This is a genomic window from Streptomyces ziwulingensis (genome assembly GCF_039542605.1).
In the GTDB taxonomy this organism is placed as follows: Bacteria; Actinomycetota; Actinomycetes; order Streptomycetales; family Streptomycetaceae; genus Streptomyces; species Streptomyces ziwulingensis.
The window spans coordinates 43,661-64,257 of the sequence record NZ_BAABIG010000026.1 but is presented as its reverse complement, the minus strand read 5'-3'; the positions used below and the strand labels follow the sequence as shown (position 1 = coordinate 64,257).

Below are 20,597 nucleotides of genomic sequence, written 5' to 3'. Positions count from 1 at the left end.
CCGGGGCGTTGCGCGCGACTTCCACGGCACGCGAAGACCCGGTCTCAGGCCGAGATGCCGTCTATCCGGGCCAGGGCGTCGTCCGCGCCGTAGGGCTGCAGGTACGGGAGCCAGCGGGGGTCTCGGTGGCCGGTGCCGATGATGCGCCAGGCCAGGCCGGTGGGCGGGGCGGGCTTGTGGCGCAGCCGCCAGCCGATCTCGCCGAGGTGGCGGTCGGCCTTGGTGTGGTTGCAGCGGCGGCAGGACGCCACCACGTTGTCCCAGACGTGCTTGCCCCCGCGGCTGCGCGGGATGACGTGGTCGACGCTGGTTGCGACGCCACCGCAGTACATGCACCGGCCCCCGTCGCGGGCGAAGAGCGCCCGTCGGGTCAGCGGCACGGGCCCCCGGTAGGGAACCCGCACGAATCGCTTGAGCCGGACCACGCTGGGCGCGGAGACCGTGACGGTCGCGCTGTGCAGGAAGGCGCCGGACTCTTCAAGGCTCACGGCCTTGTTTTCGAGCACGAGGACGAGCGCGCGGCGGAGCGGTACGACGCCGAGCGGCTCGTACGACGCGTTGAGGACCAGGACATGCGGCACGGATGCCTCCTTGTGCGCCGGCGGCGCGTGGCTCGCGCCGGGACGATCCGTAGTCAGTTTCTCCTCCCGCCCGCCACAAGCGCCACCATGTGCCGGTAACGGGCTGGGAGTGTTTTCGACCACACCGGATCGCTCCCCCGGCGCGTGACCTGTTCAGGCGGGGGTGAGCACCGTCTCTTCCGCACAGATCCGGCCTAACCCCACATCGTGCCCCGTTAGTGTGGTCGTTCCGCCTGTCCGGTGACCTTTCCGTGACCTCGGACCGCGACTGCCCCGCCGCCGTGGCCGTCCGCCCGGGAGGCGGACCGCTGCTCCTGGAGGTACCCGCCGTGTCCCCGTCCGTCGCGCACGCCGCGTCCGCCGCCGCCCTCGCGGCCGACGGCTCGTCGCCGTCGCCGTCCCCTTCGCCCTCGCAGTCGACCCCTTCGGTGCCCACGCTGCGGGACGCCCAGGAGGGCGCGACCAACGCCGCGAGCTGGGTCGAGCAGAACTGGTCCACCTGGCTGGCGATCGGCCTCCGGGTGCTGCTGGTCGTGGTGATAGCCGCGGTGCTGCGAGCGGTGGTGCGGCGGGCGATCACCAAGCTGATAGACCGGATGAACCGCACCGTGCAGGCGGTGGACGGCACCGCGCTGGGCGGCCTGCTGGTCAACCACGAGCGGCGCCGGCAGCGCTCGCAGGCGATCGGGTCGGTACTGCGTTCGGTGGCGAGCTTCGTCATCCTCGGCACCGCGGCCCTGATGGTGCTCGCCACCTTCCAGATCAACCTGGCGCCGCTGCTGGCCTCCGCCGGTGTCGCGGGCGTGGCGATCGGCTTCGGCGCCCGCAACCTGGTCACCGACTTCCTCTCCGGCGTCTTCATGATCCTGGAGGACCAGTACGGCGTCGGCGACTCCATCGACGCGGGCGTGGCCTGCGGCGAGGTCATCGAGGTCGGGCTGCGCGTGACCAAGCTGCGCGGCGAGGGCGGCGAGATCTGGTACGTCCGCAACGGCGAGGTCAAGCGGATCGGCAACCTCTCCCAGGGCTGGTCGACGGCCGGTGTGGACGTCACCGTCGCCGTCCGGGAGGACCTGGACCGGATGAAGCAGGTCATCGGCGCGGTCGGCGAGCGGATGGGCAAGGAGGAGCCCTGGAACGAGATGCTGTGGGGCCCGATCGAGGTGCTCGGCCTGGAGTCGGTGCTGCTGGACTCCATGGTGATCCGCGTCTCGGCGAAGACCATGCCGGGCAAGTCCCTCCCGGTCGAGCGCGAGCTGCGCTGGCGCGTCAAGCGGGCCTTCGACGCGGCCGACATCCAGATCGTGGGCGGTGCCACGGCCCCAGTGGAGGAGTCCGCCCAGACGGCCGTCGACCCGACGGCGGGCATGTCCGCCCCGTCCGCCTACGCCAACTCGACCTCCCCCCAGTCGGTCGCGGCATCCCCGCTGACCCCGCCGAACACCACCAAGTAGCCGAGCGCGGCGCGCGCCCGCGTCCGCCGCCCCGGGAACCGAACCGGTTTCCGGGGCGTATTGATGGACGGGACGTACGCGGCGGGCCGGACGGACGCGACGGACGGGACCGGTCCACGCGTGCGGGGGCGGTCCACGCGGTGCGGGGGCGGTCCACGCGGTGCGGGGGCGGTCCACGCGGTGCGGGGGCCGCGGTGGGATCGGACCGAGAAGGTGTGAAGCCCGGTGCGTATCCGGGCCCGGACAGCGATACTTGGGCGACGGATGACCATGGGGGAGGTCAGCAGTGACACGACCGCCGACGGGCAGCGCTCCACCGCCCTCGGGCCCCGGCACGCCCACGCGGCCGCCCGCGCCGCCCCCGGCACCGCCGTTCGTCCCGGCCCCGCCCGCCCCGTTCCAGCCGCCGCCGCGCCGCCGTACCGCCTTCGCCGAGGGCGTGGACCGGCTGCGCGGGGCGGTCACGACCGAGCCGGGCAGGCTGCGGGCCATCGGCGCGCTGCTCGCCCTCCTCGTGGTCGCCTTCGGCGCCGTCACCGCCTGGCAGACCAGCGAGCGGGGCGACGCGGCCGACGACGTGCTGCACAGCAGCCAGCCGCTCTCCTCGGACGCGGCCGACATCTACCGCTCCCTCGCCGAGGCCAACACCGCGGCCTCCACCGGTTTCCTGGCCGGCGGCCAGGAGACCCCGGCCTCCCGCGAGGAGTACGAGCGGGGGGTGCGCACCGCCGCCGAGAAGCTCGTGACGGCCGCCGCCGGCTCCGAGCAGGGCTCCGCCGCCGCGCGGACCATCACCGACCTCAACCGCCTCCTGCCCCAGTACAAGGGCCTGGTGGAGCGCGCCCGCACCTACAACCGCCAGGGCTTCCCGGTCGGCGGCGCCTACCTGCGCTACGCCAACGAGAAGATGCAGGACGAGATGCTCCCGCGCGCCGAGCGCCTCTACACCTCGGAGAACCGGCGCCTCGGCGGCGACTACGACGACGCCCGCCGCTACCCCTGGTTCGCGATCGCCCTCGGCGTCCTCGCGCTCGCCGCCCTGGCCTGGGCGCAGCACCGCAACTACCGCCGTACCCACCGGGTGCTCAACCACGGCCTGGTCGCGGCCACCGCCACCACCACGGTCGTCCTGCTCTGGCTGGTCATCGGCCACAGCGTGGCCCGCGCCCATCTCGGCGACTCCCTGGACCACGGCGTCAGCTCCCTGAACGTGCTGCACGAGGCGCGGATCGCCTCCCTGAAGGCGCGCGGCGACGAGAACCTCACCCTGGTGGCGCGCGGCGCCGAGACCACGAAGGTGGACGGGCAGACGTACGACGCCTACGACCACGACTTCGAGACGAACATGAGCGCGCTGGGCAAGGGGCTGGCCGAGGCCGGACGGCTCGCCGACGACACCGCGGGCGCGCGTCCGGTGGCGACGGCCACCGGCGACATGGCCGAGTGGATGAACCGTCACCGCGCCGCACGCGATGAGGATGAGAAGGGCAACTACCGGCAGGCGCTCCAGCGGGTGATCGGCGGCCGGGGTGCCACCGCCGAGTGCTTCGACGGGGTGGACACCTCGCTCGCCCGCGCGCTGGAGCACGAACAGAAGGAGTTCCGCACGGCGGCGGCCGACGGACTGGACGCGATGACCGGCCTGCCCGAGGGGGCCGCCGTCCTCGCCGTGCTGGGCGCGGTGGGCGCGGTGCTGGGCATCGGCCGCAGACTGTCGGAGTACCGGTGAGCGGAGAACGGGTGGAAGGGGGCGGGAGGATGCGCGCACGACAGCCGCGGGCCGGGGTGAAGGGCTGGGGCGGGGTGGGCGCGATGGCGGCTCTCTGCGCCCTCGCGGTGCTTTTCGCGCTGCTGCTGCCGCAGGTCCGCTCGGCCCACGAGGGCGGCGGCGCGGACACCGGCGGCCGGGGCGGCTCCCGGGGCAGCCAGGCGCACGCGAGCGTGGAGTGCACGGAACCGGAGAAGCGGACGCTGTCCCCGTCCGGCGCCGACGGCCCCACGATCGAGTCGATCCGCGACCGCCCCGAGGGCGAGCGCAAGCTGATCGTCGGCGTCGACCAGAACAGCTACCGCTGGGGGTACCGCGACCCCAACAGCGGCGGCACCGCCGACCTGGAGGGTTTCGACATCGACCTGGTGCACCGCATCGCGGAGGACATCCTCGGCGACCGGGACGCGGTCCAGTTCAAGGCGATCCCCACCGACCAGCGCATCTCCGCGATAGAGGACGGCCGCGTCGACATGGTGGTCCGCACGATGACCATCAACTGCGAACGCCTCCAGGACGTCGCCTTCTCCGCCCCCTACTTCCGCACCGGCCAGCAGTTGCTGGCCCCCAAGACCTCGTCGATCACCGGTTACGACGCGACGCTGGCCGGCAAGAGCATCTGCACGGCGGCGGGTTCGACGGCGTACAGCACGCTGGAGCGGGACCGGGCGGCGGGCCGGCTCGTCGCCTCCGCCGACCTCCGCACCACCGTCCCCAACCAGCTCGACTGCCTGGTGCGGCTCCAACTCGGCGAGGTGGACGCGGTGGTCACCGACGGCGCGCTCGCCGCGAGCCAGGCCGCCCAGGACCCCACGGTCCAGCTCAAGGGCGACGCCTTCACGACCGAGTACTACGGCGTGGCGATGCGCAAGGACGCCGACGACCTGGTACGCCGCGTCAACCGCGTCCTGGTGGAGTGGCGCGCGGACACCGAGGACGGCTGGCAGGCGTCGTACGAGCGGTGGCTGTCGGCGACACTGGGTGACGACGCAGCCAAGTCCGAGCCGCCGAAACCGCAGTACCTGCGCGAGAACTGAACCGACCGATTCGCAGCGAGGGGTGATCGATGGGCGTCACGGGAGCCACCGGGCCGGTGATGGACCGGGACGAGGTGGACCGTGCGCTGGCCCGGCTCGGTGCGGAGCACGAGGCGATCGAGACCTCGCTCCTGGCCCTCCAGGACCACGCGGGCCGCAGACTCCTCGAAGGCGCCGAGCTGACCGGTGTCACCGAGGAGCGCTGGACGGCCGCCGAGGCGCGGATCACGCTGCTGTGGGCGTACTTCGACGCCTACACCGACGCGTTGCACACCGCCCGGGGCATCCGCTCCCGCCGGCGCTGGTCCAGCCGCGAGGACCTGGCGGAACTGACCGAACTGCTGCGCGGTGACTCCGTCACGGTCGCCGGTGCCGCCAGCGCCCACGCGCCCACCCTGACCGGCGCGCCCGGCGCCCGCCTCAGCGAGCGCTTCTCCCTCGTCACCCTCGTGGACCGGATGAACGAGCTGTACGCGTCCTCGCTGGACATGGTGATCGCCGCCGACGCGGTCTGGTCCGCGCTGCCCGCCCGGATCGACCTGCTCTCCGCCGAACTCCAGCGCACCAGCCGCCTCGCCCACTCCGTCGGGGTCCGCCCCGGCGAGCACCCGGCCGGCGACGACCTGGAGCGGATCACCCGCACGCTGACCGGGCTGCGCGAGCGGGTGATCTCCGACCCGCTGGCGTACTGGGTGCGCGCCGAGGGCAGTTCGGCCCCCGGCGGCGGCCGGCCGGACACCTCGGTGTACGACCGTGAGGCGCGCGCCCTGGACGACGTGCGCCGCGAGATCGACGCGGTGCTGACCGTACGCCAGGACGCGGAGCAGCGGATCGTGCGGCTGCGGGACGTCCTCTCCCGGGCCGACCGCACGCTCGCCGAGGCCCGCACCGCGCGCGGGGAGGTGCTGGCGAAGATCGCCGCGACGGAGGTGCCGGTCGTCAGCGGGCCGCCGACGGTGTTGCAGGAGCAGTTGTCGGCGGCGGCCGAGTACCGCCGGCACGCCCAGTGGCACCGGCTCTCCCCGCTCCTGGAGTCCCTGGAGCAGAAGGCCGAGGACGAACTGATGCGGGCCCGGGAGTCGTTGACGGCGGTGACCGCGCCGCTCGCGGTCCGGGCCGAGCTGCGCGGCCGGCTCGACGCGTACAAGGCGAAGACCGCCCGGCACGGGCTGGCCGAGGACCCCGAGCTGGTGGAGAAGTACGAGCGGGCCCGCCGCATGCTGTGGAGCGCGCCCTGCGATCTGCGCGTCGCCGAACAGGCGGTGCTGCGCTACCAGCACGCGGCGGTGGAGACGCTCGGCGGCGTCCCGCGGGTGCCCGGTCAGGGCGGGCCGGGCGCGTGAGCACGACAGGGGGAGGCGGCGGCATGAGCGAGCCGGACCAGCGGGGGGCCGGGGCACCGGACGAGGCGGGGCACCCGTGCCGGCGCCCCGGCTGCGACGGGGCCTACGAGGACATGGGCGGCGGCGAGCTGTACTGCGACACCTGCGGCCTCGCGCCGGCAGCGGCGCCGGCACCGGCACCGGCCGTCCCGGTGGCCTCGTCCGCGCCCCCGCCCCCGCCCCCGTCCCCGCCGCCGCCTCCCGCCGGGGCGCCCGGGCAGGCGGACCGCCCCTGTCAGCGGCCCGGCTGCGACGGGGCGTACGAGGACATGGGGGACGGCGAGCTGTACTGCGACACCTGCGGCCTCGCGCCGGTGGTGTCGCCGACCGGCCTGGTCGGCTCGCCGCCCACCGGGATCACCGCGGGCGGCAAGGGCTCGCGGGGCAGCGGCAGTTCCGGTACCGCGGGCGCGTCCGGCGGTACGGGGGGTACGGGGCGTACGGGCGGTACGGGGGGTACGGGGACCTCCTCGCAGTCGTCGAGGTCCCGGCGCTCGGTGTCGGGACGGCTCTCGCGCTCGGTGTCGGGCAGACCCACCAACCGCTCGGTGTCGGTGCGCAGCTCCGGTTCGGCCGCCGGTTCCACCGGGCGCGGCCGGCTGGGCGCCGGGCTGGTGCAGGTCCCGGCGATCCCGCGGCCGGACCCGCGTTCGATGGTCCTGGACCACCCCGAGGTGCCCGAGCGCAAGCGGTTCTGCTCGCGCTCGGACTGCGGGGCGCCGGTCGGGCGGGCGCGTGGTGACCGGCGGGGGCGCACGGAGGGCTTCTGCACCAAGTGCGGCCACCCGTACTCCTTCGTGCCGAAGCTGCGCGGTGGCGACGTGGTGCGCGGCCAGTACGAGGTCGTCGGCTGCCTCGCCCACGGCGGCCTCGGCTGGATCTACCTCGCCGTGGACAAGGCGGTCGCCGACCGCTGGGTGGTGCTCAAGGGCCTGCTGGACACCGGCGACCAGGACGCGATGGCGGCGGCCATCTCCGAGCGGCGGTTCCTCGCGGAGATCGAGCACGCCAACATCGTGCGGATCTACAACTTCGTCGAACACCTGGACCAGCGCACCGGCTCCCTCGACGGTTACATCGTCATGGAGTACCTCGGCGGCAAGTCGCTGAAGGAGATCGCCAACGCGCGGCGCACCCCGGACGGCCGGCGCGACCCGCTGCCGGTGGAGCAGGCGTGCGCGTACGGCATCGAGGCGCTGGAGGCACTGGACCACCTGCACAGCCGCCACCTGTTGTACTGCGACTTCAAGGTCGACAACGCCATCCAGACCGACGACCAGCTCAAGCTGATCGACATGGGCGCGGTGCGGCGGATGGACGACGAGGAGTCGGCGATCTACGGCACGGTGGGCTACCAGGCCCCCGAGGTCGCGGACATCGGTCCGTCGGTCGCCTCCGACCTGTACACCGTCGGCCGGACCCTGGCCGTGCTGACCTTCGACTTCCAGGGCTACACCAGCGTCTTCGCCGACTCCCTGCCGGACCCCGACTCCATAGAGGTCTTCCGCCGCTACGAGTCCTTCTACCGGCTGCTGGTGCGCGCCACCGACCCCGACCCGGCCCGCCGGTTCGCCTCCGGGCAGGAGATGGCCGAGCAGCTCACGGGGGTGCTGCGCGAGGTCGTCTCGCTCCAGTCGGGCCGGGCCCGGCCCGCGCTGTCCACTCTGTTCGGGCCGGAGACGAGGGTCACCGACACGGAGCTGTTCCCGAAGCTGGACGGGGAGGTGTCCCGGCTGGGCGGGCGGGTGGCCCGCACGCCGCGGCGGGTGGCCCGGGCGTCCCGACGGGCGGGCGCGGCCACGCCGGTGGGGACGGCCACGCCGGTGGGGGCGGCCACTCCGGTGGGGGCGGCCACTCCGGTGGGGGCGGCCACTCCCGTGGGGGCGGCCACTCCCGTGGGCGCCGCGTCCCTCGTGCCGCTCGTCCCGGCGCAGTCCCCCACGCAGTCCGCCCCCACGCCGTCCTCCGCCGCACCGGACGCTCCCGCCGTCCCGCCCGGCCTGGTCAAGACCGTGGACGCCCGGCAGGCCGCGCTCGCGCTGCCGGTTCCCCGGGTGGACGCGGCCGACCCCAACGCCGGTTTCCTCGCGGGTCTGATGACCTCCGCGCCGGGTGAGCTGCTCACGGCGCTGGCCGCCGCGCCGGCGCCGTCGGTCGAGACCCGGCTGCGGCAGATCCGGGCCGAACTGGAACTGGGTGACGCGTCGGCCGCACCGGCCGCCCTGAGAGCCCTGGAGCGGGACCGGCCCGACGACTGGCGCGTGGTCTGGTACCGGGGCGTGGCCGCGCTGGTGACCGGCGACCACGAGGGGGCCGCGCTCTCCTTCGACGCGATCTACGACGCCTTCCCCGGCGAGACCGCCCCCAAGCTGGGGCTCGGCCTGTGCGCGGAGGTGCTGGGGCAGCTCGACAACGCCGCCGAGTACTACCACCTGGTGTGGTCGACCGACCCCAGCATCGTGAGCGCCGCCTTCGGCCTGGCCCGGGTGCGGCTGGCGGCGGGCGACCGGGCCGGCGCCGTACGGACGCTGGAGTCGGTGCCGGAGTCGTCCATCCACTACACGTCCGCGCGCACGGCGGCGGTCCGGGCCCGGCTGCGGCAGCGCCTGGCGCTCGCCTCCGACGCGCCCTTCCTGGACGAGCTGACCGCCGCCGCACGGCAGGTCGAGGCGCTGGACATGTACGGTCTCGATCCGGCGCGCCGCGAGCAGTTGTCGGCCGAAGTCCTCGGCGCGGCGCTGGACTGGGTACTCTCCGGGGGCCAGGGTTCCGTCCCTCCCGCCGCCGGAGGCCGGACGCTGCTCGGCAGCGGCCTGGACGAACGCGGCCTGCGTTTCGGGCTGGAGCGTTCGTACCGCACGCTGGCCCGGCTGGCGCGGGGCGGCGAGGAGAGGATCGACCTGGTGGAACGAGCAAACCGTTACCGCCCCCGGACGTGGGTGTAGTTGATGTCGCAGATGCCCCAGTTGTCCGCCTGCCCGAGCTGCGAGGAACCCCTCGAGTCGGGCGACCGTTTCTGCGGTGCGTGCGGATACGACCTGTCCGCCGTCCCCGCACGGCCGGACGACAGCCCGACGATCGCCATGAACGCCATGAACCCCTCGGTACCGGCGCCAGGCGGCGCGGCCGGCGTGGACTGGCCCCTCGCCCCGGAGCCGGACGGCTCCGGCCGCGCGGCCCCGGTGCACCAGGCGGCCGACCTGCCCGGCACGGACTCGGGCGGCGACCCGCTCCCACGCCAGGCCCCGCAGGCGCCCGGGAACGCGTCCGCGCCCCGGAGCGCGCCGGTGCCCTGGAGCGCGCGGCCACCGTCCCGGTCGCCGGGTGCCGGTCCCGCACCCGCCCCCGCCCCCGTATCCGCCCCGGGGGTCCGTCTCGACCGTCCGCGGGAGCCCGAGCCCGACGAGTACCCGCTCCAGGCGCCCGACCCGCGCAGGTCCGCCGGGCCGACACACTCCGCGCCGGAGCCGGCCGCCGCTCCGGCCCAGGCACCCGCTCCCGTACCTTCACCTTCACCCACCCCCGCACCAGCACCCGCACCAGCACCCGCTCCCGCTTCCGCTCCGGAGGAGACCGTGTGCGTGGCCTGTCGTTCGGGCCGGGTCGACGGCGACGGCTACTGCGAGAACTGCGGGCACGCCCAGCCGCGCGAGCGCGACCACATGGAACAGGAATGCGGCCCGCTCGCCGCGGTCAGCGACCGGGGCCTGCGCCACCACCGCAACGAGGACGCCTTCGCCGTCGGCCACACCGCGCTGCCCGACGGCAGCCCGGTCTCCGTGGCCGTCGTCTGCGACGGCGTCTCCTCGGCGACCCGCCCCGACGAGGCGTCACTGGCCGCCGCCCGCGCGGCGAGCGAGATCCTGCTCGCCGCCCTGCCCCGCGGCACCCACCCGCAGCAGGCCATGCACGACGCGATCGTCGCCGCCGCGCGCGCCGTGGACGCGCTCGCGGAGGAGCCCGCGTCGGCCCGTGAGCACACCCCGCACACCAACGCCCCGGCGTGCACGCTGGTCTCCGCCGTGGTGACCGCCGGGCTGCTGGTGGTCGGCTGGGTCGGCGACAGCCGCGTCTACTGGATCCCGGTGGACCGCTCCGCCCCGGCGGCCCGGCTCACCGAGGACGACTCCTGGGCCGCGCAGATGGTCGCCGCGGGCCTGATGAGCGAGGCCGAGGCGTACGCCGACGAGCGCGCCCACGCGATCACCGGCTGGCTCGGCGCCGACGCCTACGAACTGGAGCCGCACACCGCCTCGTTCAAGCCGGACCGGCCCGGAGTGGTCGTGGTGTGCACGGACGGCCTGTGGAACTACGCCGAGGGAGCCCAGGAGATGGCCGAGGCCGTACCCCTCGACGCCGCCGCGCGCCCGCTGCACAGCGCCCGGGTCCTGGTCGGCCACGCCCTGGACGGCGGGGGCCACGACAACGTAACAGTGGCCGTCGTACCGTTCCCGGCGTCGTCCCAGGGGGCAGGATCGGCCTGAGGCCGTCATACGTACCGAAGACGGACTCGCGGACCGCAGGGGGCGGTCCGCACACCGTCATCGCCCCGCCTGGCGCGGGGTCGTTGTCGAGGGGGATGCGAACTGGCATGGCCAATTTCTCGAAGTCGAACGTGCCCCGGTTCTCGGTGGACGTCTACCAGAACGAGTACCTGCCCGAGGGCGGGCGCGAGGTCAACGGGATCGTGACGGTGACCGCCACCGGCGGGGGGACGGTCGGGAGCGCGGTCGCCGCGCCGCACCAGTACGCTTCCGGGCGGGGGCCGTCGGCGGCGGTGGCGGTGATGGTGGACTGCTCGGGGTCGATGGACTACCCGCCCACGAAGATGCGCAACGCCCGGGACGCCACGGCCGCCGCGATCGACACCCTGCGGGACGGCACGCACTTCTGCGTGATCGGCGGCACCCATGTGGCCAAGGAGGTCTACCCGGGCGGCGGCCGGCTCGCGGTCGCCGACCAGGTCACCCGGGACCAGGCGAAGCAGGCGCTGCGGAAACTGAGCGCGGGCGGCGGCACCGCCATCGGCACCTGGCTGCGGCTCGCCGACCGGCTGCTGACCACGGCCGACGTCGCCATCCGGCACGGCATCCTGCTCACCGACGGACGCAACGAGCACGAGGCGCCGGAGGACCTGAAGGCGGCGCTCGCCTCCTGTGCCGGCCGGTTCACCTGCGACGCCCGGGGTGTGGGCACCGACTGGGAAGTGAAAGAAGTCACACAGATCGCCTCGGGGCTGCTCGGCACCGCCGACATCGTCGCCGACCCCGAGGAGCTGACCGCCGACTTCACGCGGATGATGGAGACGGCCATGGGCAAGGAGGTCGCGGACGTCGCCCTGCGGCTGTGGACCCCGGCCGGCGCCACCGTGAAGTTCGTCAAACAGGTCGCGCCGACGGTCGAGGAGCTGACCGGCCGCCGTACCGAGGCGGGCCCCCGGGCGGGCGACTACCCCACGGGCTCCTGGGGCGACGAGTCCCGCGACTACCACGTCTGCGTGGAGGTGCCGCCCGCCGGCCTCGGCCAGGAGATGCTGGCCGCCCGCGTCTCGCTGGTCGTGCCGCAGAGCGACGGCACGGTCCGCAACCTGGGCGCCCAGGGGCTGGTGCGGGCGGTGTGGACGGACGACATGGCCTCCTCCACCTCGATCAACCCCCAGGTCGCCCACTACACCGGGCAGGCCGAACTGGCCCAGGCCATCCAACAGGGGCTCGATCTGCGCAAAGCGGGAGATCTCGACGGAGCGACCGCCAAACTGGGCCGCGCCGTGCAGCTCGCCGGGGTCTCGGGGAACGCCGATACCGCGAAACTGCTTGCGAAGGTGGTGGACGTGGTCGACGCCGCGGAAGGTACTGTGCGACTGAAGACGAAGGTCGAGGAGGCCGACGAGATGACTCTCGAAACCCGGTCCACAAAGACTGTTCGTGTAAAGAAGTGACTGCGAAGTGACTGCGCGGCAGTGACGCGGCAGTGACGTAGGACAGCGCGCGCGGAATCCCCGCGAGCAGCGAGCCCGCCCCGTCGGGGCGGGAGAAATCCGGCCGCAGCGGCCGGAAAGGAGAGGGGGAAGCGCCGACATGCCGACCTGCCCGAACGGACACCAGTCTGGTTCTGACGACTGGTGCGAGGTCTGCGGTCACCGCATGGCCGGTGCCGTGCCGCCCCCTCCCCCGCCGCCGCCCGGCGGCTACGGCTTCCCGCCGCCCGGCCCCGCCGCGGGCGCGCCGGAGCTGTGCCCGCAGTGCCGTACGCCCCGTGAGGGCGGCGCGCCGTTCTGCGAGGAGTGCCGGTGGAACTTCCTCACCAACACCGCCACCTCGTACACCCCGGCGGCCCCGCCCCGACCGGCGCCGGGTCAGCCCGGCCCGTTCCAGCAGCCGCCGGGCCCGTCCTACGGCGGCGGTGACGCCTACGACTACCAGGGCTCCCGCCCGTCCCAGATGAACCGGCCCGCCGAGCCGATCCCGCCGGGCCCGCCCGGCTTCGGCGGCGACCCGTCCCGCGCCTTCCCGCCACCGCCCGCACCGGGCGGCCGGGGCCCGCAGGGTCCGGGTCCGCAAGGCCCGGGTCCGCAAGGCCCGGGTCCGCAAGGCCCGGGTCCGCAAGGCCCGGGTCCTCAGGGCCCCGGCATGCCCGGTCCCGGTGGTCCCGGTGGTCCCGGTGGTCCCGGTGGTCACGTCGGCCCCATGGGCCCCGGTGGTCCCGGGGGTCCCGGGGGTCCCGGTCCGCAGGGACCGGGTCAGGGCCGGAGCCCCGGGATGCCCGGTCAGGGCCCCGGTGGCCACGGCGTGCCGGGCGGTGCGCCGCAGGCGTTCGGGCAGCCGGGCCCGGGTCCCGGTCCGAGTGGGCCCCCGGCCCCGCCCGCCTACCCGCAGGACCCGGGCCGGCCGCAGCCGGGCGGTCCGTCCTTCGGCGGTGGCGGCCGCGACGACGACTGGATGCTTCCCCCGCCGTCCGGCGGCCCGGGTGGCGGCCAGGGCGGTTACGGCTTCCCGCCGCCCGCCGGTCACCAGGCCCCGCCCCAGCCCGGCTCCGGGTTCCCGCAGCAGCACCAGCCGCCCCACCAGCAGCAGCCGCCGCAGCCGCAGGGGCCCTGGACGGCGACGATCGCCCCGGACCGCGACTACTTCATGGCGATGATGCAGCGCTCCGGCCCCGAGGCCGCGGGTCTGAACCTGCCGGCGTACTCACCCGAGCAGCAGCGCCGGCTGACGGGCAACCAGCTCACCATCGGCCGTCGCCGCCACTCCACCGGCGACACCCCCGACATCGACCTGTCGGTGCCGCCGGAGGACCCGGGCGTCTCGCACCAGCACGCGGTGCTCGTGCAGCAGCCGGACGGCGGCTGGGCGGTGGTCGACCAGAACTCGACCAACGGCACGACCGTCAACGGCTCGGAGGAGCCCATCCAGCCCTTCGTGCCGGTCCCGCTGCGGGACGGCGACCGGGTGCACGTCGGCGCCTGGACGACGATCACCATCCGCCGAGGCTGACCCGAACGTCCCGGTACGTTTCAGTACGGGAGGGGCCAGGAGTACGGCCCCTCCGGCGCGTCGAGCCACACCCACGCGCGGTCGCCGCTGACGGTGACGCCGTAACGCTCCCGGGTCGGCGCGCCCTCCCGCTCCCACAGCGCGTACGCCTCCTGCGGGTCCAGACGGCCGTGGGTCAGCCCGAGCAGGAAGCGGAACAGGTCGTCGTCACGGGCCCGGCGCGGCACCGCGCCCAGGCCCGGCGGGCGGGGGTCGGGCCGTCCGCCGCCGCGCAGCGGCACGAAGTAGGCGGCGGTGTGCAGGAAGCGTCCCTCGGCCCGGCCGCGGTCGTACACGGTGAGCGCGAGCAGTCCGGTGGCGAACGGCGTGAGGATCCGGCCGCCGGGGCGGCACTGGGCGAGCCAGGCCGGGGGTACGGCGGGCAGGGCGCAGGTCGCGACGATCCGGTCGTAGGGGGCGCGCTCGGGCACGCCCCGGGTGCCGTCGCCCGTGACCACGGCCGGGCGGTACCCGGCGGCGGCCAGGTGCCGGCGGGCGGACTCGGTGATCTCCGGTTCCAGGTCGACGGTGGTGACCAGGTCGTCGTCGCCCAGGCGGTGGGCGAGCAGGGCCGCGTTGTAACCGGTGCCGGCGCCGATCTCCAGGACCCGGTCGCCGTCGCGGATCCCCAGTTCGGTCAGCATCATCGCCATCAGGGACGGCTGGCTGCTGGAGGAGAGCAGTTCCCCGTCGCGCAGCCGGGTCGCCAGCGGGGTGTCGGCGTAGGCGCCGCGCAGCCAGCGCTCACGCGCCGCCGGGTCGGGGTGCTCGCCCCACCGGCGCTCGTGGCCGCCGACGACGCCGACGTAGTAGTACGGCACGAAGAGGTGGCGGGGGACCGCCTCGAACGCCGTCCGCCACACCGGGTCGGCCGCCCAGGCGCCGCTCGCCTCGATCTCGCGCACGAGCGCGGCCCGCGCCGCTGCGGCGAGGGTGTCCAGGTGCTCGTCACCGGCCGTGCCGGGAGCGTGCCCGCCCATACCTCCACAGTACGAGCGTCGCCCGCCCGCCGGGGTCCGGGGCGAGGACCTACGACCCGAGTCCTGGTTCTCCTCGTCTGAGACCATGGGAGGCGTGAACGAGATTCGGCGCGGCACGCTTCAGGAGCAGACCTTCTACGAGCAGGTCGGCGGGGAGGAGACCTTCCGTCGGCTCGTGCACCGTTTCTACCAGGGGGTCGCCGGGGACCCGGTCCTGCGGCCGATGTACCCGGAGGAGGACCTCGGCCCGGCGGAGGAGCGGTTCGCGCTCTTCCTGATGCAGTACTGGGGCGGCCCGACGACGTACAGCGACAACCGCGGCCACCCGCGGCTGCGCATGCGGCACGCCCCGTTCGTCGTGGACCAGGCGGCGCACGACGCCTGGCTGAGGCACATGCGGGTCGCCGTGGACGAGCTGGGGCTCTCCGAGGAGCACGAGCGGACCCTGTGGAACTACCTGACGTACGCGGCGGCTTCGATGGTGAACACCCCGGGCTGACCCGATCCCGGTTCCCCGGGTTCCTTTTCCCGGGGGAGGGCGGGCCGGGTTTCCCGGGGGAGGGCGGGCCGGTTCTCTCGGGGAGGGCGGCCGGGGTGGCTCAGGCGACGCTGATGCCGAGTGTCCCGGCCCCGGTCCGCCGGACGGCGACGGACCCGTACGGGGTGCGCAGTCGCAGCCACGCGCCGCAGGAGACCAGCCCGAGGCCCCCGTCGCCGCGCAGGAAGCCCAGCGACTGGGCCGCGTGCACGGCCCGCACCGGCAGCCCGGTGCCCGCGACGGTGCGGGACCAGATGTCCCGCCCGATCCGGTCCAGCTCGGCCCGGGTACGGCCCTCGGGCGTCAACTCGCCCATGCGGACACGGAACTCGGCGACCCCGGCGGCCACGAGCGCGCGCAGCGAGTCCAGCGACGGCAGCCCCGGCTCGGTCCGCCAGCCGCCGCGCGGCGGCAGCAGCCCCGCCCAGGGCGGCCCGGTCACCGCGCCGGGCACGCCGGCGACGGCCCCCGTCTCGTCCACCGCCTCCAGCAGCTCACCCGCGGAGACGGTCACGTCCAGCGTGGCGTCGAGCCCGTTCTCGTACGGCTTCGCCAGCCGGGCCGCGCGGATCGTCAGGACCTCGAAGGAGGGCGGCCGGCCGAAGACGGCGAGCGCCGTGCCGGCCGCCTGGAGGCGCACCGCGGCGCCGCGGTCGTAATGGAGCAGCCGGGAGAGGAAGGCCACGAGGTCCGCCGCCTCCCCCTCGTCGGCGAGGTGGAGCACCGTCATACGGCGACGGCCTCCTCCTCACCCTTGGCCTTCAGCGGCTCCTTCGGGTCGTCCGTGTACTCCTGGAGGAACTCCCGCTCGTCCGCGGTGATCCGGCGGGGCCGCTGCGTCTCGAAGTCGAACGGCACTATCACCGTCGAGGCCCGGACGTAGACCTGGTCCGGGTCCTTGACCTCGTAGGTGATCGTGAACGACGCGGCCCTGATCTGCGTGATCCACAGCTCGATGTCCACGGGCGCGTGCCGGTGCACGAGCTGCCGTTTGTAGTCGATCTCGTGGCGGGCCACCACCGACCCCTGCTTGAACTCCTTGTCCGGACGGAAGAGGAAGTCGATCCGGGCTTCCTCCAGGTAGCGCAGGAAGACCACGTTGTTGATGTGGCCGTACGCGTCCATGTCCGCCCAGCGCAACGGGCAGCGGTAGATGTGCCGCAAGATCGATCAGCCCCGGGTCAGCTTCTTGTAGGTGGCGCGGTGCGGGCGGGCGGCGTCGGCGCCGAGCCGCTCGACCTTGTTCTTCTCGTACGAGTCGAAGTTGCCCTCGAACCAGAACCACTTGGACTCGCCCTCGTAGGCGAGGATGTGCGTGGCGACCCGGTCCAGGAACCACCGGTCGTGGGAGACGACCACGGCGCAGCCCGGGAACTCCAGCAGCGCGTTCTCCAGGCTGCTGAGCGTCTCGACGTCCAGGTCGTTCGTCGGCTCGTCGAGGAGCAGCAGGTTGCCGCCCTGCTTGAGGGTGAGCGCGAGGTTGAGGCGGTTGCGCTCACCGCCGGAGAGCACGCCGGCCGGCTTCTGCTGGTCCGGTCCCTTGAAACCGAAGGCGGAGACGTAGGCGCGGCTCGGCATCTCGACCTGGCCGACGTTGATGTAGTCCATCTCGTCCGAGACGACCGCCCACAGGGTCTTCTTCGGGTCGATGTTGGCGCGGCTCTGGTCGACGTAGGAGATCTTGACGGTCTCGCCGACCTTGATGGAACCGGAGTCCGGCTCCTCGAACCCCTGGATCATCTTGAACAGGGTGGTCTTGCCGGCGCCGTTCGGGCCGATGACCCCGACGATGCCGTTGCGCGGCAGGGTGAACGACAGGTCGTCGATGAGGACCTTCTCGCCGAACGCCTTGCTGAGGTGGTTCACCTCGACGACGACACTGCCCAGCCGGGGGCCCGGCGGGATCTGGATCTCCTCGAAGTCCAGCTTCCGCATCTTGTCGGCCTCGGCCGCCATCTCCTCGTAGCGCGCCAGTCGCGCCTTGGACTTGGCCTGCCGTCCCTTGGCGTTGGACCGCACCCACTCCAGCTCGTCCTTGAGCCGCTTCTGCCGCTTGGCGTCCTTCTGGCCCTCGACCTTGAGGCGGGTGGCCTTGGTCTCCAGGTACTTGGAGTAGTTGCCCTCGTAGCCGTGCAGGCGGCCGCGGTCGACCTCGCAGATCCAGCCGGCGACGTTGTCCAGGAAGTACCTGTCGTGGGTCACGGCCACGACGGTGCCCTCGTACTTGGCGAGGTGCTGCTCCAGCCAGTTCACCGACTCGGCGTCGAGGTGGTTGGTGGGCTCGTCGAGGAGGAGCAGGTCGGGCGCCTCCAGGAGCAGCTTGCAGAGCGCGACGCGGCGCTTCTCGCCACCGGAGAGGTTGGCCACGGGCCAGTCGCCGGGCGGGCAGCCAAGCGCGTCCATGGCCTGTTCGAGCTGGGCGTCGAGGTCCCAGGCGTTGGAGTGGTCCAGCTCCTCCTGGAGCTTGCCCATCTCGTCGAGGAGCGCGTCGGAGTAGTCGGTCGCCATCTGCTCGGCGATCTCGTTGAACCGGTCGAGCTTGCCCTTGACCTCGGCGACACCCTCCTGGACGTTCTCCAGGACGGTCTTGTCCTCGCTGAGCGGGGGCTCCTGCAGCAGGATGCCGACCGTGTAGCCCGGCGACAGGAACGCGTCACCGTTGGAGGGCTGCTCCAGCCCCGCCATGATCTTCAGGACGGTCGACTTACCGGCACCGTTCGGGCCGACCACGCCGATCTTCGCTCCCGGCAGGAAACTCAGAGTGACATCGTCGAGGATCACCTTGTCGCCGTGCGCTTTGCGCGCCTTGCGCATGGTGTAAATGTACTCAGCCAAGAGAAACCGTCCGGCAGCTTAATCAGGCAGTGGGCAGATACACCCCATCTTGCCGCACCGCCACCCCTGGGAGGAAACGCGTTCTCCGGCGGGGGGCTGACCTGGGGTTCCTCGGAGGGTCTCAGTCGGTGAAGCGGCCGGCCCGCGTCGGGGTCAGCCGCGCGGCGTCGTTCCCCTGCGTCGGACGAGGAGGAGGGTCGCGCCGCCGATGGTGACGAGGGCGAGGGCGGTGCCGCCGATCAGTGGGGTGGTGTCGGAGCTGCCGGTGTCGGCGAGGTCGGTTTCGGTGGCGGCGGCGCCCATCGTGGCGGGGCTGGGCTCGCTCAGGGTCCGGGTGGCGTCACCGGCCGCGTCGGCCTGGGTGCGGCAGTCGAAGACGCCGGTGAAGCGGTGCTCCTCGGCGCCCGGACCTCGGACGGTGAAGTCGTACGCCTGGTCCTCCTGGAGCGGGGCCGAGACCGTGCGGGTCTCGCTCGGCGCGATCGTGTACTCACTGTCCAGCAGGTCGAACGTGAACACGACATCGCCCTGGTTGGCCACCGTGATGTCCAGGCTGCCCTCGGCGCAGTTCCGCGCCTGGGACAGCGCGGGTATCGCGCCTTCCTCCGCCCAGGTCGCGGACGCCGTCGCGGAGACCGTCGACTCGCTGGAGCCGGCCAGGATCTGGGTCTGGCTGCGGCTCTCGGAGACGAAGGCCCGGCCGACCGGCACGGTGGTCGACGCCTGCGCGGTCAGCTCCGCCGTGCCGTCCGCCGCTTCCTCGGGCACGTCGAACCAGACCTTGCCGCCGTCCCGCACGTCCGTGACCGGTTCGCCGTCGCGGTCGACGATCCGTACGCCGCTGGTGGCGGCGTCCGCGGGCGGTGTCACCGTGGCGCCGCCGGTGCCGGTGCGTACCGTCACCGGGCCGAGCCGCTCGCCGGGCCGGCCCGAGACGGCGGGCGGGTCGAGGGTGAGCGAGGCCGCGGGTTCGGGCAGGTCGCGGGCGTTCTTCTCCAGATAGTCCGCGAGCCGCTCGGCCTCGGGTTCGACGGCCTCGACGTCGGCCTGGTCCGAGTAGCGCCAGATGGCCACCTGGGTGCCGGCCGCCGCGTCCTGCTCGGTGAGGCCGCCTCGTACGCCCGCCTTCTTCGCGAGCGCGGCCAGGTCGTTGACCTGCGGGTAGGAGTTCCGCAGGATCCAGCGGACGCGGCCGGCGTCCTTGTTGGCGCCCAGGGAGGTGCCGCTCCAGGGCGTCTCCTGGTACTTGGCCCCGTCCTGCGCGGGGGTCAGGATGTCGACGCAGTAGGTCTGCAGGGTGCCGCCGCCCTCGACGGACATCTCGAACAGCCCGGCCGAGACCTCCGTGTCGCCCGTGCCCGGGTCACCGGTGTCGCCGGTGCCGGTGTCGCCGTGGATCACGGCGGTGCCGTACGTCTCCAGGCCGCCCATGGTGGCCGTCGCCCCGCTCCGGCCCTGTGCCGTTCCCTCGGCGGCGGCGCGGCCCGCGCCGGCCAGCACCGACGTGACGGCCATCGCGGACACCAGCGTCCACGCGGCGAGACGCGCCGCCCCTCGGCGGGGCACGGACAGTTCAGAGAACGAAGCAAGCACCAAATTCCCCTTCGAGCAGGACCCGTTGACGTGGGGGGCACGGTCCTACCAGCAGAATCAGCAGCCCCACAGGACCTGTTCGGCATCCTAAGGATCTCCGCGCACCGTGCTTGCCGGGGATCCCGCCCGATCACCGATCCGACTCGGAATCGTTATCGCCGCACCAGCCGTGAGCAGGGCTTATCGATAAATCAACCCCGGCGGAACGGCTCGCAGCCACCGATAAGCCGTGGTTCGGTCGGGCCCGGCACTTCGCCCGATTACGGTCACCGGGCCACCGCGGGCTCCCGTTCGCGCTCCCTCTTCCGCCTCGGCCGCGGCTTCGGCTCCGCCCCGGCGCCGGCGTCGACGCCGATGCCGATGCCGATGCCGGTGCCGGTGCGGGTGTGGGTGTGGGTGTGGGTGTCCGGGCCGGTGGCCGCGGCGACGGGCTCCTCCGCCGGGGTCTCCCAGTCGGGCTCCGGCCGGGGCGGGGCGGCCGGTGTCTCGGGGCGGTTGGCGCGCCGGAACGCCGACGTCCCGCGGGCCAGGTCGTGGCCGATGGCCACCGCGTCGAGGTCCGCCGAGGTCCAGTTCTGCCCCTCCCGCAGGTCGGTGCGGACCTTCAGCCGGCCCTGCACGACGACCGGGTCGCCCACGTCCAGCGAACCGGAGGCGTTCTGGGCGAGCTGGCGGTTGGCCCACACCGTGAAGAAGTTGGTGTGGCCGTCCGCCCAGGTGTTCTTCTCGCGGTCCCAGTAGCGCGAGGTGACCGCCAGCCGGAACCGTACCGAGGCGCCGTTCGCCGTCTCCCGGAAGACCGGCCGGGTCGCCACGTTGCCCACCGCGCAGATCATCGTCTCGTTCATCGTCGCCATCCCCTCCCCCGCCCGGCACGTGACGGCACCTGGCGGGCAG

Annotated in this window: 17 protein-coding genes; 9 read left to right on the top strand and 8 right to left on the bottom strand. The window is 73.7% G+C overall.

Annotated elements, in window-relative coordinates; translation table 11 throughout:
* Window positions 1-44 precede the first annotated feature (44 nt).
* Complete coding sequence (locus ABEB00_RS15965) at window positions 45-581, bottom strand: HNH endonuclease (RefSeq protein ID WP_345620314.1); 537 nt, start codon at window positions 579-581, stop codon at window positions 45-47.
* A 308-nt stretch (window positions 582-889) separates the two neighbouring features.
* On the opposite strand from ABEB00_RS15965, the gene ABEB00_RS15960 reads away from it, so the two are divergent.
* From ABEB00_RS15960 to ABEB00_RS15940, 5 genes are all read left to right on the top strand, one after another.
* A complete protein-coding gene (locus ABEB00_RS15960) occupies window positions 890-2,035 on the top strand; it encodes a mechanosensitive ion channel family protein (protein ID WP_425586508.1) in 1,146 nt (381 codons plus the stop codon).
* Window positions 2,036-2,321: 286 nt separating this feature from the next.
* On the top strand, window positions 2,322-3,764 hold the full coding sequence (locus ABEB00_RS15955) for a hypothetical protein (protein ID WP_345620313.1): 1,443 nt from the start codon (window positions 2,322-2,324) through the stop codon (window positions 3,762-3,764).
* 29 nt (window positions 3,765-3,793) lie between these two features.
* Window positions 3,794-4,840, top strand: a complete 1,047-nt coding sequence (locus ABEB00_RS15950; RefSeq protein ID WP_345620312.1) for a glutamate ABC transporter substrate-binding protein — start codon at window positions 3,794-3,796, stop codon at window positions 4,838-4,840.
* Window positions 4,841-4,869: 29 nt separating this feature from the next.
* Entirely contained in the window at window positions 4,870-6,183 is a 1,314-nt protein-coding gene (locus ABEB00_RS15945; protein WP_345620311.1) for a hypothetical protein, read from the top strand.
* Between the two features lie 308 nt (window positions 6,184-6,491).
* Window positions 6,492-9,167 carry a serine/threonine-protein kinase gene (locus ABEB00_RS15940; protein ID WP_345620477.1) on the top strand — a complete coding sequence of 892 codons (2,676 nt, stop codon included), beginning with the start codon at window positions 6,492-6,494 and terminating at the stop codon, window positions 9,165-9,167.
* Here ABEB00_RS15940 and ABEB00_RS15935 read toward each other — a convergent pair.
* A complete protein-coding gene (locus ABEB00_RS15935; RefSeq protein ID WP_345620490.1) occupies window positions 9,143-9,316 on the bottom strand; it encodes a hypothetical protein in 174 nt (57 codons plus the stop codon). The two genes, ABEB00_RS15940 and ABEB00_RS15935, sit on opposite strands and share 25 nt — an antisense overlap.
* On the opposite strand from ABEB00_RS15935, the gene ABEB00_RS15930 reads away from it, so the two are divergent.
* The 3 genes from ABEB00_RS15930 (at window position 9,306) to ABEB00_RS15920 (ending at window position 13,715) form a co-directional block, all read left to right on the top strand.
* The gene (locus ABEB00_RS15930; protein ID WP_345620476.1) at window positions 9,306-10,706 is read left to right on the top strand and encodes a PP2C family protein-serine/threonine phosphatase; all 1,401 of its coding nucleotides are present in this window, start codon (window positions 9,306-9,308) and stop codon (window positions 10,704-10,706) included. The two genes, ABEB00_RS15935 and ABEB00_RS15930, sit on opposite strands and share 11 nt — an antisense overlap.
* Window positions 10,707-10,813: 107 nt before the next feature.
* A complete protein-coding gene (locus ABEB00_RS15925) occupies window positions 10,814-12,160 on the top strand; it encodes a vWA domain-containing protein (protein WP_345620310.1) in 1,347 nt (448 codons plus the stop codon).
* Window positions 12,161-12,299: 139 nt separating this feature from the next.
* Window positions 12,300-13,715: an FHA domain-containing protein gene (locus tag ABEB00_RS15920; protein WP_345620309.1), complete on the top strand. Its 1,416-nt coding sequence runs from the start codon at window positions 12,300-12,302 to the stop codon at window positions 13,713-13,715.
* 20 nt (window positions 13,716-13,735) lie between these two features.
* Here ABEB00_RS15920 and ABEB00_RS15915 read toward each other — a convergent pair whose 3' ends face one another.
* Window positions 13,736-14,734: a methyltransferase domain-containing protein gene (locus ABEB00_RS15915; RefSeq protein ID WP_345620308.1), complete on the bottom strand. Its 999-nt coding sequence runs from the start codon at window positions 14,732-14,734 to the stop codon at window positions 13,736-13,738.
* A gap of 85 nt (window positions 14,735-14,819) precedes the next feature.
* Between ABEB00_RS15915 and ABEB00_RS15910 the strand changes: the two genes are divergently transcribed.
* The gene (locus ABEB00_RS15910; protein WP_345620307.1) at window positions 14,820-15,233 is read left to right on the top strand and encodes a globin; all 414 of its coding nucleotides are present in this window, start codon (window positions 14,820-14,822) and stop codon (window positions 15,231-15,233) included.
* Window positions 15,234-15,333: 100 nt separating this feature from the next.
* On the opposite strand, the gene ABEB00_RS15905 is transcribed toward ABEB00_RS15910, so the two are convergent.
* From ABEB00_RS15905 to ABEB00_RS15885, 5 genes are all read right to left on the bottom strand, one after another.
* Window positions 15,334-16,002 carry a DUF8185 domain-containing protein gene (locus ABEB00_RS15905; protein ID WP_345620306.1) on the bottom strand — a complete coding sequence of 223 codons (669 nt, stop codon included), beginning with the start codon at window positions 16,000-16,002 and terminating at the stop codon, window positions 15,334-15,336.
* The gene (locus ABEB00_RS15900) at window positions 15,999-16,436 is read right to left on the bottom strand and encodes an acyl-CoA thioesterase (protein ID WP_345620304.1); all 438 of its coding nucleotides are present in this window, start codon (window positions 16,434-16,436) and stop codon (window positions 15,999-16,001) included. The genes ABEB00_RS15905 and ABEB00_RS15900 overlap by 4 nt, the downstream gene beginning before the upstream one ends.
* A 6-nt stretch (window positions 16,437-16,442) precedes the next feature.
* Window positions 16,443-18,107, bottom strand: coding sequence for an energy-dependent translational throttle protein EttA (gene ettA / locus ABEB00_RS15895; protein ID WP_345620303.1), 1,665 nt, complete (start codon window positions 18,105-18,107; stop codon window positions 16,443-16,445).
* Window positions 18,108-18,260: 153 nt separating this feature from the next.
* Window positions 18,261-19,700, bottom strand: a complete 1,440-nt coding sequence (locus ABEB00_RS15890) for a TQXA domain-containing protein (RefSeq protein WP_345620301.1) — start codon at window positions 19,698-19,700, stop codon at window positions 18,261-18,263.
* A gap of 266 nt (window positions 19,701-19,966) precedes the next feature.
* Window positions 19,967-20,548, bottom strand: coding sequence for a single-stranded DNA-binding protein (locus ABEB00_RS15885; protein ID WP_345620475.1), 582 nt, complete (start codon window positions 20,546-20,548; stop codon window positions 19,967-19,969).
* Window positions 20,549-20,597: the final 49 nt, after the last annotated feature.